This is a genomic window from Janibacter sp. DB-40, assembly GCF_029510815.1.
Lineage (GTDB): Bacteria > Actinomycetota > Actinomycetes > Actinomycetales > Dermatophilaceae > Janibacter.
The window spans coordinates 1,927,351-1,942,048 of record NZ_CP120360.1 but is presented as its reverse complement, the minus strand read 5'-3'; the positions used below and the strand labels follow the sequence as shown (position 1 = coordinate 1,942,048).

At 72.1% G+C, this 14,698-nt stretch carries 14 protein-coding genes; 12 read left to right on the top strand and 2 right to left on the bottom strand.

Annotated features, from left to right (window positions below; all coding sequences use genetic code 11):
• Nucleotides 1-3: 3 nt before the first annotated feature.
• From pheS to PVE36_RS09110, 11 genes are all read left to right on the top strand, one after another.
• Nucleotides 4-1,098 (top strand): phenylalanine--tRNA ligase subunit alpha, encoded by a 1,095-nt coding sequence (gene pheS / locus PVE36_RS09160; RefSeq protein WP_277451776.1) that lies wholly within the window; start codon nucleotides 4-6, stop codon nucleotides 1,096-1,098.
• Nucleotides 1,098-3,617 (top strand): phenylalanine--tRNA ligase subunit beta, encoded by a 2,520-nt coding sequence (gene pheT, locus PVE36_RS09155; protein ID WP_277451774.1) that lies wholly within the window; start codon nucleotides 1,098-1,100, stop codon nucleotides 3,615-3,617. Before pheS ends, pheT begins: the two co-directional genes overlap by 1 nt.
• Nucleotides 3,614-4,345: an SDR family oxidoreductase gene (locus tag PVE36_RS09150; protein ID WP_277451772.1), complete on the top strand. Its 732-nt coding sequence runs from the start codon at nucleotides 3,614-3,616 to the stop codon at nucleotides 4,343-4,345. The genes pheT and PVE36_RS09150 overlap by 4 nt, the downstream gene beginning before the upstream one ends.
• Before the next feature lie 37 nt (nucleotides 4,346-4,382).
• Nucleotides 4,383-5,426 (top strand): N-acetyl-gamma-glutamyl-phosphate reductase, encoded by a 1,044-nt coding sequence (gene argC / locus PVE36_RS09145; protein WP_277451770.1) that lies wholly within the window; start codon nucleotides 4,383-4,385, stop codon nucleotides 5,424-5,426.
• On the top strand, nucleotides 5,423-6,574 hold the full coding sequence (argJ, locus tag PVE36_RS09140; protein WP_277451769.1) for a bifunctional glutamate N-acetyltransferase/amino-acid acetyltransferase ArgJ: 1,152 nt from the start codon (nucleotides 5,423-5,425) through the stop codon (nucleotides 6,572-6,574). Before argC ends, argJ begins: the two co-directional genes overlap by 4 nt.
• Nucleotides 6,575-6,609: 35 nt before the next feature.
• The gene (gene argB / locus PVE36_RS09135; protein ID WP_277451768.1) at nucleotides 6,610-7,593 is read left to right on the top strand and encodes an acetylglutamate kinase; all 984 of its coding nucleotides are present in this window, start codon (nucleotides 6,610-6,612) and stop codon (nucleotides 7,591-7,593) included.
• Complete coding sequence (locus PVE36_RS09130) at nucleotides 7,590-8,807, top strand: acetylornithine transaminase (protein WP_277451767.1); 1,218 nt, start codon at nucleotides 7,590-7,592, stop codon at nucleotides 8,805-8,807. The genes argB and PVE36_RS09130 overlap by 4 nt, the downstream gene beginning before the upstream one ends.
• Nucleotides 8,804-9,742 (top strand): ornithine carbamoyltransferase, encoded by a 939-nt coding sequence (gene argF / locus PVE36_RS09125; protein WP_277451765.1) that lies wholly within the window; start codon nucleotides 8,804-8,806, stop codon nucleotides 9,740-9,742. The genes PVE36_RS09130 and argF overlap by 4 nt, the downstream gene beginning before the upstream one ends.
• On the top strand, nucleotides 9,739-10,254 hold the full coding sequence (locus PVE36_RS09120) for an arginine repressor (RefSeq protein ID WP_277451762.1): 516 nt from the start codon (nucleotides 9,739-9,741) through the stop codon (nucleotides 10,252-10,254). Before argF ends, PVE36_RS09120 begins: the two co-directional genes overlap by 4 nt.
• Before the next feature lie 65 nt (nucleotides 10,255-10,319).
• A complete protein-coding gene (gene argH, locus PVE36_RS09115) occupies nucleotides 10,320-11,726 on the top strand; it encodes an argininosuccinate lyase (RefSeq protein ID WP_277455801.1) in 1,407 nt (468 codons plus the stop codon).
• Nucleotides 11,696-12,361 carry a DNA-3-methyladenine glycosylase gene (locus tag PVE36_RS09110; RefSeq protein WP_346780645.1) on the top strand — a complete coding sequence of 222 codons (666 nt, stop codon included), beginning with the start codon at nucleotides 11,696-11,698 and terminating at the stop codon, nucleotides 12,359-12,361. Before argH ends, PVE36_RS09110 begins: the two co-directional genes overlap by 31 nt.
• Here PVE36_RS09110 and bfr read toward each other — a convergent pair.
• Nucleotides 12,348-12,836 (bottom strand): bacterioferritin, encoded by a 489-nt coding sequence (gene bfr, locus PVE36_RS09105; protein ID WP_277451761.1) that lies wholly within the window; start codon nucleotides 12,834-12,836, stop codon nucleotides 12,348-12,350. The genes PVE36_RS09110 and bfr overlap by 14 nt on opposite strands.
• Complete coding sequence (locus PVE36_RS09100; protein WP_277451758.1) at nucleotides 12,823-13,044, bottom strand: (2Fe-2S)-binding protein; 222 nt, start codon at nucleotides 13,042-13,044, stop codon at nucleotides 12,823-12,825. Before PVE36_RS09100 ends, bfr begins: the two co-directional genes overlap by 14 nt.
• Nucleotides 13,045-13,222: 178 nt before the next feature.
• Here PVE36_RS09100 and tyrS point away from each other — a divergent pair, with 178 nt between their 5' ends.
• The gene (gene tyrS, locus PVE36_RS09095) at nucleotides 13,223-14,482 is read left to right on the top strand and encodes a tyrosine--tRNA ligase (protein WP_277451756.1); all 1,260 of its coding nucleotides are present in this window, start codon (nucleotides 13,223-13,225) and stop codon (nucleotides 14,480-14,482) included.
• The last annotated feature ends 216 nt before the right edge of the window (nucleotides 14,483-14,698 follow it).

Sequence of the window (14,698 nt, the reverse complement as noted above, 5' to 3'; positions counted from 1 at the left end):
CTCGTGTCAGGACCCAACACGAACTACGACCCGGTCGAGGTCGCCGCGCTCGATCCGCAGGTGATCGAGGAGGCCGTCCAGGCCGCTCTCGATGCCGCTGCGGGCGCCGCGACCCTCGACGAGCTGAAGCAGGTGCGCGCGGCGCACCAAGGGGACAAGTCCCCGCTCGCGCTCGCCAACCGCGAGATCGGCGCACTGCCGCCGAGCGCGAAGGCCGACGCCGGCAAGCGCGTCGGGCAGGCCCGGGGCAGGGTCAAGCAGGCCTTCGCGGGCCGGCAGGCCGAGCTGGAGGAGCAGCGCGAGGAGCGGATCCTCGTCGAGGAGACGCAGGACCTGACCGTCCTGCGACCGCACCCGCGACTGGGCGCGCGGCACCCGATCAGCCTGGTGACCGAGCGCGTCGAGGACATCTTCGTCGGCATGGGCTGGGAGATCGCCGAGGGCCCCGAGATCGAGTCCGAGTGGCTGACCTTCGACGCGCTCAACATCGGCCCGGACCACCCGGCTCGCGGTGAGCAGGACACCTTCTTCGTCGAGCCCCCGGACGCCGGGGTCATCCTGCGCACGCACACCTCGCCGGTGCAGATCCGCACGATGCTCGACCGCGAACCGCCGATCTACGTGCTGTGCCCGGGCAAGGTCTTCCGCACCGACGACCTCGACGCGACGCACACGCCGGTCTTCCACCAGTTCGAGGGCCTCGTCGTCGACAGGGGCGTCACGATGGCGCACCTGCGCGGCGCGCTCGACACCTTCGTCCGGGGTCTCTTCGGCGAGGAGGTCGAGACCCGGCTGCGACCGAACTTCTTCCCCTTCACCGAGCCGAGCGCCGAGATCGACTGCCGCTGCTGGGTGTGCCTGGGTGCGGACTCCGGCTGCCGCACCTGCGGAGGCACCGGATGGATCGAGATGGGCGGCTCGGGCATGGTCAACCGCCGCGTCCTCGCGGCGGGCGGCATCGACCCGGACGAGTACACCGGTTTCGCCTTCGGCCTGGGCATCGAGCGCTCGCTCATGCTGCGTCACGGCGTCGCCGACATGCGGGACATCATCGAGGGTGACGTGCGCTTCTCGGCCGCGTTCGGGATGGAGATCTGATGCGGGCCCCCATCGAGTGGCTGCGTGAGCTGACCGAGGTCGAGCCGGAGGCGAAGGGGGCGGACGTCGCCGCCACCCTCGTGCGCGTCGGCCTCGAGGAGGAGGAGATCCACGGCGGCGGGGTCACCGGACCGCTCGTGGTCGGCCGCGTCCTCGAGCGCCTGCCCGAGGAGCAGAAGAACGGCAAGACGATCAACTGGTGTCAGGTTGACGTGGGCTCCGCAAATGGCACGGGTGAGCCCCAGGGGATCGTCTGCGGCGCGCACAACTTCGACGCCGGCGACCTCGTCGCGGTGATCCTGCCCGGGGGTGTCCTGCCGGGCAACTTCGAGATCTCCGCGCGCAAGACATACGGACACGTCAGCGCCGGCATGATCTGCTCCCTCCTCGAGCTCGGTCTCGGGGAGGACCACGACGGCATCATCGTCCTCACCGAGCACCTGGCCGACCGGCCGGACGTCCTCGCCGGGCTGGTGCCCGGTGACGACCTCATCCCGGTCCTGGGCCTGGACGCCGAGACCGTCGAGGTCAACGTCACCCCGGACCGCGGCTACTGCTTCTCCATGCGCGGGATCGCCCGTGAGTACGCCCTCTCCGCCGGGGTCGCCTTCCACGACCCGGCCGACGTCACCGTCGCCGAGGCGAGCGGTTCCGGGTACGAGGTACGCCTGGCCGACGACGCCCCGATCGACGGCAGGGACGGGTGTGACCGGTACGTGGCCCGCACCGTCCGCGGCATCGACGCGACCGCCGCCTCACCGGAGTGGATGCGCCGCCGGCTCACCGAGGTCGGCATGCGCCCGATCTCCCTGGCCGTCGACGTGACCAACTACGTGATGATGTTGCTCGGCCAGCCGCTGCACGCCTTCGACCTCGACACCCTCTCCGGGGCGATCGAGGTCCGCCGGGCACGGCCCGGCGAGAGGCTGACGACCCTCGACGACGTCGAGCGCACCCTCGCCCCCGAGGACCTGCTCATCACCGACGGGGGGAGCACTCCCCTGGCCATCGCCGGTGTCATGGGTGGGGAGACGAGCGAGGTCTCCGCGGCCACGACCGACGTGCTGATCGAGTCCGCGCACTTCGACCCCGTCACCGTCGCGCGCTCGGCCCGTCGCCACCGCCTGGCCACCGAGGCGTCCAAGCGCTTCGAGAGAGGGGTCGACCCCGCGGTGACGGCGGCAGCCGCGCAGCTGGCCGTCGACCTGCTCGTCGAGCACGGCGGCGGTACCGCGGACACGACCGTGACGGACGTCGGCACCCCGATCGTCCCGGCGACCATCACCATCGACCCGCACCTGCCCACGCGCTACATCGGTCTGGACCACCCCCGCGAGGAGGTGGTCGCGACGCTCACCGCGATCGGCTGCACCGTCACCGACGCGGGGGAGGCCCTCACCGTCAGGCCGCCGACCTGGCGCCCCGATCTCGTCGACGGGCCGGACCTCGTGGAGGAGGTCGCCCGCGTCCGGGGCTACGACCAGATCCCGTCCGTCGTCCCCCGGGCGAGCGCCGGGCGCGGCCTGACCCACGAGCAGCGGGCCCGCCGGGTCGTCGCGCGCTCGCTCGCCGGCAGCGGCCTGGTCGAGGTGCTCTCCTACCCCTTCACGGCTGCCGAGCGCCACGACGACCTCGGCTATACGGCCGACGACCCCCGCCGGGAGACCGTCCGGCTGGCCAACCCGCTGCAGGAGGAGGCGCCGTTGATGCGCACCTCCGTCCTGGACACGCTGCTGGACACCCTGCGGCGCAACGTCTCGCGTGGTCACCGCGACGTCGCCCTCTACGAGCTCGGTCTCGTCACGGCGAGCGGGGTGACGCCCCTCCCGTTGCCCCCGGGTGGTGTGCTGCCCTCCGCGGAGGACCTCGAGCGGATCACGAAGGGGGTTCCCCGCCAACCCCGGCACGTCGCCATCGCCGCGGCCGGCCATGCCGTCCCGGCCGGGCCGTGGGGACCGGCGCGAGCGGTCGACGCGGGTGACGTCGTGGGCTGGGCCCGCATCGTCGGGAGCTCCCTCGGCCTCGACCTGCAGGTCGAGGCGGCCACCCGGGCGCCCTTCCACCCGGGACGCTGCGTCGCGCTGTCCCTGCCGGACGGGACCGTCGTCGGTCATGCCGGCGAGCTGCACCCCAAGGTGGTCGGCCGGCTGGACCTGCCCGAGCGCACGGTCGCGGCGGAGATCGATCTCGACGTGCTCATCGGGGCATCGGGGGAGCCGGTGCGGCCGGAGCAGCTGTCGACCTACCCGGTGGCCAACACCGATGTCGCCCTCGTCGTCGACGAGGCCGTGCCGGCCCGCACGGTCGAGGCCGCCCTGCGCTCCGGTGCCGGTGGGGCGCTGGAGACGCTCACCCTCTTCGACGTCTACCGCGGTGAGCAGGTGGGCGAGGGGCGCAAGTCGCTCGCCTACCGGCTGACCTTCCGCGCCGACCGCACGCTGAGGACCGAGGAGGTCAGCCGCCTCCGGGACACGGCCGTGGCGGCCGCCGCCTCGGCGGCGGGGGCACAGCAGCGATGACCGGGGTCGCCGTCGTCACGGGGGCCTCACGGGGGATCGGCGGGTTCCTCGCCGACGCCCTCGAGGAGGCCGGCTGGCGCGTCGAGCGCGGCTCGAGTGCCGTCGCCGACGTCACCGATGCGGCGTCCGTCCGGCGCTGGATCGAGGACGTGCTGGGCCGCCACGGGCGGATCGACCTGCTCGTCAACAACGCCGGCGTCGTGGACAGCGAGGTGTCGCTCGAGGAGTCCGACCCCGACGACTGGTGGCGCACGATCGAGGTCAACGTCCGCGGCCCCTACCTGCTCACCCGTGCGGTGCTCCCGCACATGCTCGACCGCGGGGCCGGGCGGATCATCAACATCAACTCCGGCTCGGGCACCCAGCCGAGCGAGGTCGCCTCGGCGTACAACGTCTCCAAGTCCGCACTCGGCCGGATCACCGGTGCCGCGCACCTGTCCGCGCAGGGCCGCGGGGTCCACGTCTTCGACCTGGCTCCCGGCATCGTGCGCACGGACATGACCCGCTCGATGCCGCGGCACGACGAGCGGACGGAGTGGACCGACCCGGGCGAGGTGGTCGAGCTCTTCCTCGCGCTGGTGGAGGGGCGTCTGGATGCCTTCTCCGGCCGCATGGTCCGGGCCGGCGAGGACACCGTCGCGGCGCTGGAGGCGGCGGCCCCGACGCTGCAGCCGCAGGCCCGGACCGTGGGGTTGTTCCCCTACGGCGCGGACGACCCGCTCGGCTGATTGCATGACACGCCATGCGTACGTATAGTCATTCATCATGATCACCGCAGCCGTCGCCGGGGCCAGTGGTTACGCCGGCGCCGAGATCGTCCGTCTCCTCCTGAACCATCCCGAGGTCGAGGTCGGCGCACTCACCGCCTCCGGCAACGCCGGCACCCGCTTCGGTGACCTGGCGCCCCACCTGCAGCCGGTCGCCGACCGCGTGCTGCAGCCCACGGGCGCCGAGGTCCTCGCCGGGCACGACGTCGTCTTCCTCGCCCTCCCGCACGGCCACTCGGCGGCCATCGCGGAGCAGCTCCCGCCGGAGGTGACGATCATCGACTGCGGGGCGGACTTCCGTCTCGACGACGAGCAGGACTGGACGGACTACTACGACACCCCCTTCGCCGGCACCTGGCCCTACGGCCTCCCCGAGCTCGTGCGCGGGGGCGGGGCCAAGCACCGCGCGGACCTGGTCGGGGCCCGGCGCATCGCCGTGCCCGGGTGCTACCCGACGGCGATCAGCCTCGCGCTCGCTCCCGGGCTGGCCGCCGGCGTCATCGAGCCGGAGGACATCGTGGTCGTCGCCGCCTCCGGCAGCTCCGGCGCCGGCCGCTCGACCAAGCCGCACCTCATCGGCGCCGAGGTCATGGGCGCGATGAGCCCCTACGGGGTCGGTGGGGTGCACCGGCACACGCCCGAGATCGAGCGCAACTTCACCCGGGCGGCAGGACGGGCTGCCAGCGTCTCCTTCACCCCGACCCTCGCCCCGATGCCCCGGGGCATCCTCGCGACGGCGACCGCCCGCGCCACGGACGGTGTCGACGCCGCCGCCGTGCGCACGGCGTGGGAGCAGGCCTACGCCGACGAGCCCTTCGTCCACCTCCTGCCCGAGGGGCGGTGGCCGCACACCGGGAGCGTGCTCGGGTCCAACCTCGTGCACGTCCAGGTCACCCTCGACGAGCGCAGCGGACGGGTCATCGCCGTCGCGGCGGAGGACAACCTGACCAAGGGGACCGCGGGTGCCGCGGTCCAGTCGATGAACCTCGCACTCGGATACCCCGAGACGACCGGCCTGCCGATGACGGGAGTGGCTCCGTGAGCACGACGACCCCCGCCGGTTTCCGCGCCTCGGGCGTGACCGCCGGCCTCAAGCCGAGCGGGCGCCCGGACGTGGCGCTCGTCGTCAACGACGGGCCCGACCGTCACGCAGCAGCGGTCTTCACGACCAACCGCGTCGAGGCTGCCCCGGTGACGTGGTCGCGCCAGGTCGTCGCGGACGGTCGTGCCGACGCCGTCGTCCTCAACTCGGGCGGCGCCAACGCGTGCACCGGCGCGCAGGGCTTCGCCGACACCCACGCCACCGCAGAGCACACGGCCACCGCGCTCGACGTCTCCGCCGGCGACGTCGTCGTGTGCAGCACCGGCCTCATCGGCGAGCTCCTCCCGATGGACACGCTCACCGCGGGGGTCACCGTCGCAGCCGGCGCCCTCGCCGACGACGGGGGAGCAGCCGCTGCCGAGGCGATCATGACCACCGACACGGTCGCCAAGACCGCGACGGCGACCCGGGACGGGTGGAGCGTCGGCGGGATGGCGAAGGGGGCCGGCATGCTCGCCCCGGCGCTCGCCACGATGCTCGTCGTCGTCACGACCGACGCCGTGACCAGCGCCGCCGACCTCGACGCCGCCCTTCGGGAGGCGACACGCACCACCTTCGACCGGATCGACTCCGACGGCTGCATGTCCACCAACGACACCGTGCTCGCGATGGCCTCCGGGGCCTCGGGCGTCGCCGTCGATCGGGCCGATCTCACGGAAGCGGTCCGGGAGGTGTGCGCCGACATGGCCCGTCAGCTCATCGGTGACGCCGAGGGCGCCCACCACGACATCGAGATCGTGGTCCGGGGCGCGGCCTCGGAGGACGACGGCCTCGAGGTGGCCCGCAGCATCGCCCGCAACACCCTCTTCAAGTGCGCCATCTTCGGACAGGACCCCAACTGGGGTCGGGTGCTCGCCGCCGTGGGCACGACGCAGGCGACCTTCGAGCCCCAGCGGCTGGACGTGTCCATCAACGACGTGCAGGTGTGCCGTGCCGGCGGGGTCGGTGAGGACCGCTCGCGCGTCGACCTCGAGCCGCGCGAGGTGCGCGTCGAGGTCGACCTGCACGCCGGGGTCGAGGAGGTCACCGTCTGGACCAACGACCTCACCCACGACTACGTGCACGAGAACTCCGCCTACTCCACCTGACGCACTCCGCCCGACGCACGAGGAAGACCACCACCATGCACTCGGACACCACCCTGCGCGGCGCGATCGACGCCGCGGCGCTGCGCGTGGCCCGGAGCAAGGCGACGACACTCGTCGAGGCCCTGCCCTGGCTCGAGCAGTTCCGCGGTGCGCTCGTCGTGATCAAGTACGGCGGCAACGCCATGACCGACGACGAGCTCAAGGCCGCCTTCGCCCAGGACATCGTCTTCCTGCGCTACGCGGGCCTGCGCCCGGTCGTGGTCCACGGCGGCGGTCCCCAGATCCAGGCGATGCTCGACCGTCTCGGTCTGGCGAGCGAGTTCAAGGGCGGCCTGCGCGTCACCACCCCCGAGGTCATGGACGTCGTGCGGATGGTGCTCACCGGCCAGGTCGGCCGCGAGCTCGTCGGCCTGCTCAACCAGCACGGCCCCGTCGCCGTCGGCATGTCGGGCGAGGACGCCGGGCTCTTCGGCGGTCGCCGCCGCCGGTTGGAGGTCGACGGGGAGAGCGTCGACATCGGACTCGTCGGTGACGTCGAGTCGGTCGACCCGGCCGCGGTCCTCGACATCCTCGACGCCGGCCGCATCCCCGTCGTCTCCACGATCGCGCCGGACCTCGACGTCGACGGCCAGGTGCTCAACGTCAACGCCGACACCGCGGCCTCCGCGCTGGCCGTCGCCCTGCGCGCCCAGAAGCTCGTGGTCCTCACCGACGTGGAGGGCATCTACGCCGACTGGCCCGACCGGGACTCGCTGCTGTCGCACCTGTCCGTCTCCGGTGCCCGTGCCCTGCTCGACCGGGTCGACACGGGGATGATCCCCAAGCTCGAGGCGTGCATCAGGGCCGTGACCAAGGGGGTCCCGCAGGCGCACGTCGTCGACGGACGCCAGCCGCACTCCATGCTGCTCGAGATCTTCACCTCCGAGGGCTTCGGGACGATGATCCTGCCCGACGAGGGGGACACCGGGGCCGCCGGCGAACCGGACGACGACGCAGAAGGAGAGGGCAACCCCTCATGACCACCGTCTCCACGGACCAGCAGGCCCTCCTCGAGCGCTACCGCGCCAGCCACATCGGCGTCTTCGGCGTCCCCGGGCTCGTCCTCTCCCACGGGGACGGCGCGTACGTCTGGGACGTCGACGGCAACCGCTACCTCGACCTGCTCGGGGGCATCGCCGTCAACGCCCTGGGCCACGGCCACCCCGCCCTCGTCACCGCGGTCTCGATGCAGGCCCGGACCGCGCTGCACGTGAGCAACTTCTTCACCACGCCCGCGCAGGTCGAGGCGGCCGAGGCGCTGCTGCGGATCGCCGAGGCGCCCGAGGGCTCCGGCGTCTTCTTCGCCAACAGCGGGTCCGAGGCCATCGAGACCGCGATCAAGCTCTCCCGCCGCACCGGTCGCACGGGCATCGTCGCCGCGAGTGGGGCCTTCCACGGACGCACCACCGGCGCCGTGACCCTGACCCACAAGGCGGCCTACCGCGAGCCCTTCGAGCCGCTCCTGCCCGGCGTCACCCACGTCCCTGCGGGGGACGTCGACGCGCTGCGCGCCGCCGTCGGGCCGGACACCGCGATGGTCCTTCTCGAGCCGATCCAGGGCGAGGCCGGTGTGGTGCCGACCCCGGCCGGCTACCTCGCCGCGGCCCGGGAGATCACGCGGGAGGCGGGCGCCCTGCTCGTCCTCGACGAGATCCAGACCGGCATCGCCCGCACGGGCGCCTGGTTCGCCCACCAGCTCGAGGGCGTCGTCCCGGACGCCATCGCGGTGGCCAAGGGTCTGGGGGGTGGCGTGCCGATCGGCGGTCTGGTCACCTTCGGGCCCGAGGTCACCGGGCTGCTCACGGCCGGCCAGCACGGCTCCACCTTCGGTGGCAACCCCCTGGCCTGCAGCGCCGCGCTCGCAGTCATCGCGACCATCGAGTCGGAGGGGCTCATCGAGCACGCCGCGCAGGCAGGCCAGTTCCTTGTCGACCGGGTCGCCGCGCTCGACCACCCGCTGGTCGCGGGGGTGCGCGGAGCGGGGCTGCTGCGGGCGATCCGGCTCACGGAGCCGATCGCACCGGCCGTCGCGGCCACGGCGCGCTCCCACGGGTTCATCGTCAACCCGGTGGCGCCCGACGCACTGCGCCTCGCCCCACCCCTGATCATCACCACCGACCAGCTCGCGACCTTCGTCGACGCCCTCCCGGCGATCCTCGACGCAGCCACCCAGCCCACCCCGGAGACCCCATGACCGCCCGCCACATGCTCGCCGACGACGACCTCACGCCCGCCGAGCAGGCACACGTCCTCGACCTGGCCGCGCGCCTGAAGGCCGAGCGCCACGCGGAGCAGCCCCTGGCCGGCCCCCGGGCGGTCGCCGTCATCTTCGACAAGCCCACGCTGCGCACCCAGCTCTCCTTCGCCACCGGCGTGGCGGAGCTGGGGGGCTACCCGATGTCGGTCGACGGCAGCCTCGCCCAGATCGGCACCCGTGAGTCCATCGCGGACGTGGCCCGGGTCATCGGCCGCCAGGTCAGTGCGATCGTCTGGCGCACCCACGGCCAGGACCGTCTCGAGGAGCTCGCCGCCCACGTCGAGGTCCCGGTGATCAACGCCCTCACCGACGACTACCACCCGTGCCAGCTGCTCGCCGACCTGCTGACGATCCGGGAGCACAAGGGCGGCACCGCCGGCCGCACCCTCGCCTACGTCGGGGACGGTGCCAACAACATGGCGCACTCGTACCTGCTCTCCTGCGCGATGGCCGGCATGCACGTGCGCATCGGCACCCCGGCGACCCACCAGCCGACCGCCGACGTCCTCGCCCGGGCGCAGGCGATCGCCGCCGAGCAGGGCGGCTCCGTCCTCGTCACCGACGACCCGGTGGGCGCAGTGACCGGGGCCGACGTCGTCGCCACCGACACGTGGGTGTCCATGGGCATGGAGGATGAGAAGGGAGGCCGTACCGGCGAGACCTCGCCCTTCACCCCCTTCGCCGTCACCCGGGAGCTGCTCGCGCACGCCGCCCCCGACGCGATCGTCCTGCACTGCCTCCCGGCCTACCGCGGGCTGGAGATCGAGGCCGAGGTCATCGACGGTGGCCAGTCGGTCGTCTGGGACGAGGCGGAGAACCGCCTGCACGCGCAGAAGGCCCTGCTGACCTTCCTCCTGACCGCCTCGTCATGATCCCCGCGACCCGGCCCGGGCGACAGGCGCGCATCGCCGAGCTGCTGCGTGAGCACGCCGTGCGCAGCCAGACCGAGCTGCTGGCCCTGCTCAGCGCCGACGGCATCGAGGTCACCCAGGCGACGCTGTCGCGCGACCTGCTCGAGCTGCGCGCCGAGAAGGTGCGCATCGGGCGTGACCTCGTCTACGCCCTTCCCGGCGAAGGGGGTGACCGCACCCCTCGTGCGGCCGTCGGCCGCGTCGAGATCGACGACCGGCTGCGACGCCTGTGCGAGGAGCTGCTCGTCACCGCCCGCAGCAGCGCGCAGCTCGTCGTCGTACGCACCCCTCCGGGCGCCGCGAACTACCTCGCGGCCGCCGTCGACCACGCACGCTGGCCCGAGGTGCTCGGCACCATCGCCGGGGATGACACGATCATGGTCATCACCGGTTCGCCCGAGGAGGGCGAGGCCCTCACCGCCCGACTGCTGGGCCTGGCCCAGACCACCCCCGACATCCAGGAGACACCGTGACCGGAGAGAGCGCCGGCCGCCCGGGCCGGCCCGCACCGACCGCACCCGGAGAGGAGCGGGTCAGCCTGTGGGGCGGCCGCTTCGCCGGCGGTCCGAGCGACGCCCTGGCGGCCCTGAGCAAGTCGACCCACTTCGACTGGCGACTGGCGCCGTACGACATCGCCGGCTCGCGGGCGCACGCCCGGGTGCTGCACTCCGCCGGCCTCCTCGACGAGGCGAACCTCTCGGCGATGCTCCAGGGGCTGGCCCGGTTGGCCGAGGACGTCGAGACGGGCGCCTTCGTCCCCGCCCAGGACGACGAGGACGTCCACACCGCCCTGGAGCGCGGGCTCATCGAGCGGGTCGGCCCCGACGTCGGCGGGCGCCTGCGAGCCGGGCGATCCCGCAACGACCAGGTGGCCACCCTCTTCCGCATGTACCTGCGCGACCACGCGCGCATCGTGGCCGGGCTGCTGCTGGAGGTCGTGAACGCACTCGTCGAGCAGGCAGAGGCGCACATCGACGTCCCGATGCCCGGGCGCACCCATCTGCAGCACGCCCAGCCGGTCCTGCTCAGCCACCACCTGCTCGCCCACGCCTGGGCGCTGCTGCGGGACGTCGAGCGTCTCGTCGACTGGGATCGCCGCACCTCGCTGAGCCCGTACGGTTCCGGCGCACTGGCGGGATCCTCGCTCGGGCTCGACCCGGAGGCGGTCGCGAGCGACCTCGGCTTCTCCGGAGCCGTCGAGAACTCCATCGACGGGACCGCGTCCCGCGACTTCGTCGCCGAGTTCTGCTTCGTCGCGGCGATGTCCGCCGTGGACGTCTCGCGGCTGGCCGAGGAGGTCATCCTCTGGGCCACGAAGGAGTTCTCCTTCATCACCCTCGACGACGCCTTCTCGACCGGGTCGAGCATCATGCCGCAGAAGAAGAACCCCGACGTGGCCGAGCTCGCCCGCGGCAAGGCGGGGCGACTCGTCGGAGACCTCGCCGGGCTCATGACGACGCTCAAGGCGTTGCCGCTCGCCTACAACCGCGACCTGCAGGAGGACAAGGAGCCGGTCTTCGACGCGGTCGACACCCTCGAGCTGCTGCTGCCGGCCTTCTCCGGGATGGTCGCGACGCTGACCTACCACGGTGATCGGATGGCCGCCCTCGCGCCGCAGGGATTCTCGCTCGCAACCGACATCGCGGAGTGGCTCGTGCGTCAGGGCGTGCCCTTCCGGATCGCGCACGAGGTCGCCGGATCCTGCGTGCGGGAGTGCGAGGACCGCCAGATCGAGCTGTGGGACCTCACTGACGAGGACCTCTCCCGGATCAGCGAGCACCTGACACCCGGAGTGCGCGAGGTCCTCTCGGTCGCCGGGTCCCTGGCCTCCCGCGATGCGAAGGGCGGCACCGCGCCCGATCGCGTCCGGGACCAGATCGGGACTGCGCGGGCGCAGGTCGAGGAGCTCGGCGCCTGGGCCGCCACGCGGATCGGGGCCCGCTGATCGCACCCCCGCGTGGCCGGCGCCTGACCGTCCGCGACCTCGGACGGGACCCGCTCGAGGTCGCCCGGTCGCTGCTGGGCACGCACCTGGTCGGTCGCGGGGTGACCCTGCGCCTGACCGAGGTCGAGGCGTATCACGGCGAGGTGGACCCGGGCTCGCACGGGTACCGGGGCATGACCCCGCGCACCCGGGTGATGTTCGGCCCGCCGGGCCACCTGTACGTCTACCGCAGCTACGGCATCCACTGGTGCTGCAACATCGTCTGCGGGACGACGGGGGAGTGCGCCGCCGTCCTCGTGCGCGCCGGCGAGGTCGTGTCGGGGGAAGGGCTCATGCCCGACCGTCGGCCGGGGGTCCCGGACCGGGACCTCGCCCGCGGGCCGGGGCGCCTCACCAAGGCCATGGCGATCGGCGGCGAGGACGACGGGGCGGCGTTGACCGGGCGGGGATCCCCCTTCGCCCTGTACGCACCGCCGGAACCCGTGCCGGACGCACGGGTGCGCACCGGCCCGCGGGTCGGGGTGTCCGGCCCCGGGGGCGATGGTGCGGTCTATCCCTGGCGGTACTGGATCGACGGTGAACCGACGGTCTCGGCGTACCGCCCGGGCCGACCCCGCAGGGTCAGGCGGGATTGACGGAGACGTCGACCTGCTGGGCGAGGTAGTTCTCCATGCCGACGCGCGTGCAGGCGTCGAGCTGCGCCTCGAACCAGTCGGCGTGGGCCTCCTCGTCGCGGGCCATCTCCTCGAAGACGTTGGCCGTGGCGTGGTCCCCGAACCCGTGGCACTCGTGGGCTGCGGCGTTGAAGGTCTTGACCGCGTGCACCTCGCTGGCCAGGGCCAGCTCCAGCATCTCGACGGCGTTCTCGCCGACCTGGATGTTGTTCAGCTTCTGCACGTTGGGGTGCCCGTCGAACATCAGGATGCGCTCGATGAGCTCGTCCGCGTCCTTCATCTCGCCGATCGACAGGTCGTAGAAGACCTTCCCGAGGCGCGGGAGGCCCCAGTTGTCGAGCATGCGCGCGTTGAGGAAGTAACCGTTGACGACGGTCAGCTCGATGGTGAGCGCCTCGTTCAGGAGGGTGACGACCCTCGGGTCAACTGGCTGCACGTTCGACCTCCGCGACGGTGGGGAAAGAGTCCTGCGGACCCTCGGCACCCACAGTGTCGCAGAGAATGCGTCGAACGGAGAAGACACACGCGCCGCAATCGCGGCCCGCTCCGGTGCTGGCGCACACCTGGGAGAGAGTGCTCGCGCCGTCGGCCGCCGCGGCAGCGATCTGCTTGTCGCCGACGACGGCGCAGTTGCACACGATCACGAGGATCTCCCTTCATTGGTGAGGCAAGGCATACCTTAGCCCACACGGACGCGCTGACGTCACCCCCCGTTCCACATGCCGGATCGGTGCCCCTCCACGACGGGGAGATCGTGCATGGCAGGCTGTCCCCGGACGGCCAGCAGGGCGCCCGAACCCTCCGGGAAGGATCGAGACCACCGTGACCGACATCCTCGACGAGCTGCAGTGGCGTGGACTGGTGGCCCAGACCACGGACGAGGCCGCCTTGCGACAGGCGCTCGCCGACGGACCGATCACCCTGTACTGCGGGTTCGACCCCACGGCACCGTCGCTGCACTTCGGCAACCTGGTCCAGCTGATCGTGCTGCGTCACCTGCAGCGGGCCGGCCACCGCGTCATCTGCCTCGTCGGTGGCTCGACCGGACTCATCGGCGACCCGCGTCCGACGGCGGAGCGGGTGCTGAAGACCAAGGAGCAGACCGCTGAGTGGGTGACCCGGATCCAGGAACAGGTCCGGCCCTTCCTCGACTTCGACGGGACCAACGCCGCGATCACGGTGAACAACCTCGACTGGACCGCACCGATGTCGGCGCTGGACTTCCTCCGGGACGTCGGCAAGCACTTCCGTGTCAACCAGATGGTGCGCAAGGAGGCAGTGGCCGCACGCCTGAACAGCGACGAGGGCATCTCCTACACCGAGTTCAGCTACCAGATCCTGCAGGGGCTCGACTTCCTGCAGCTCTTCCGTGAGTACGGGTGCACGCTGCAGACGGGCGGTCAGGACCAGTGGGGCAACCTCACGGCCGGGTCGGACCTCATCCACCGCGCCGAGGGGGAGTCGGTCCACCTGCTGACGACTCCGTTGATCACCGACGCCCACGGGAACAAGTTCGGCAAGTCCGAGGGCAACGCGGTCTGGCTCGATGCGCAGATGACGAGTCCGTACGCGTTCTACCAGTACTGGGTCAACGTCGAGGACGCCTCGGTGGTCAAGCTCCTCAAGGTCTTCACGGACCGCACACGTGAGGAGGTCGCCGAGCTCGAGCGCCTCGTCGCAGACGAGCCCTGGCGGCGAGCGGCCCAGCGCACCCTGGCCGCGGACATGACCACGCTCGTCCACGGGGAGCAGGCCACGGCCTCGGTCCAGGCGGCGTCCGAGGCCCTCTTCGGCAAGGGTGACGTTCGCGCCCTGGACGAGCAGACGCTCGTCGACGCGACGAGTGAGCTCCCCGGGGCGGATGTGCCGGCGGGGACCGGACTCCTGGACGTCCTCGTGGCCACCGGCCTGGTGGAGTCGAAGAAGGCTGCACGCCGGGCCATCGGTGACGGAGCCGTCTCGATCAACGGCCACAAGGTGGGGGACGAGGGCTACCTGCTCGGTCCGGGGGACTACCTCCACAGCCGCGTGGCCGTCGTGCGTCGCGGCCGCAAGAACCTGGCCGCCGCGCGCCTCAGCTGACGGCCGAAAGCGCTTGCCCCAGCGCCGATTTGGCGCAGCGCCGAACGGTGATCTAATGTTTCATCTGTCAGCCCGAGAGGGAGGAACGGACACCAAGTGGTGGCCCTTGCAGGGTCGCACCAAGTAGGCCGGTCCCGCCGAGTTGATCCCCATCCGACACGGATCGTGAGCACCCAGGTGCGCAGCACAACCGAGTTGGAGCCGAGGCAGTCGGAC

What these genes read in the sequence shown, in the direction of transcription:
- pheT (WP_277451774.1), top strand. Translation starts at nt 1,098, where the DNA reads ATGCGGGCCCCCATCGAGTGGCTGCGTGAGCTGACCGAGGTCGAGCCG.
- argB (WP_277451768.1), top strand. Translation starts at nt 6,610, where the DNA reads ATGCACTCGGACACCACCCTGCGCGGCGCGATCGACGCCGCGGCGCTG.
- PVE36_RS09150 (WP_277451772.1), top strand. Translation starts at nt 3,614, where the DNA reads ATGACCGGGGTCGCCGTCGTCACGGGGGCCTCACGGGGGATCGGCGGG.
- argF (WP_277451765.1), top strand. Translation starts at nt 8,804, where the DNA reads ATGACCGCCCGCCACATGCTCGCCGACGACGACCTCACGCCCGCCGAG.
- PVE36_RS09120 (WP_277451762.1), top strand. Translation starts at nt 9,739, where the DNA reads ATGATCCCCGCGACCCGGCCCGGGCGACAGGCGCGCATCGCCGAGCTG.
- argC (WP_277451770.1), top strand. Translation starts at nt 4,383, where the DNA reads ATGATCACCGCAGCCGTCGCCGGGGCCAGTGGTTACGCCGGCGCCGAG.
- PVE36_RS09130 (WP_277451767.1), top strand. Translation starts at nt 7,590, where the DNA reads ATGACCACCGTCTCCACGGACCAGCAGGCCCTCCTCGAGCGCTACCGC.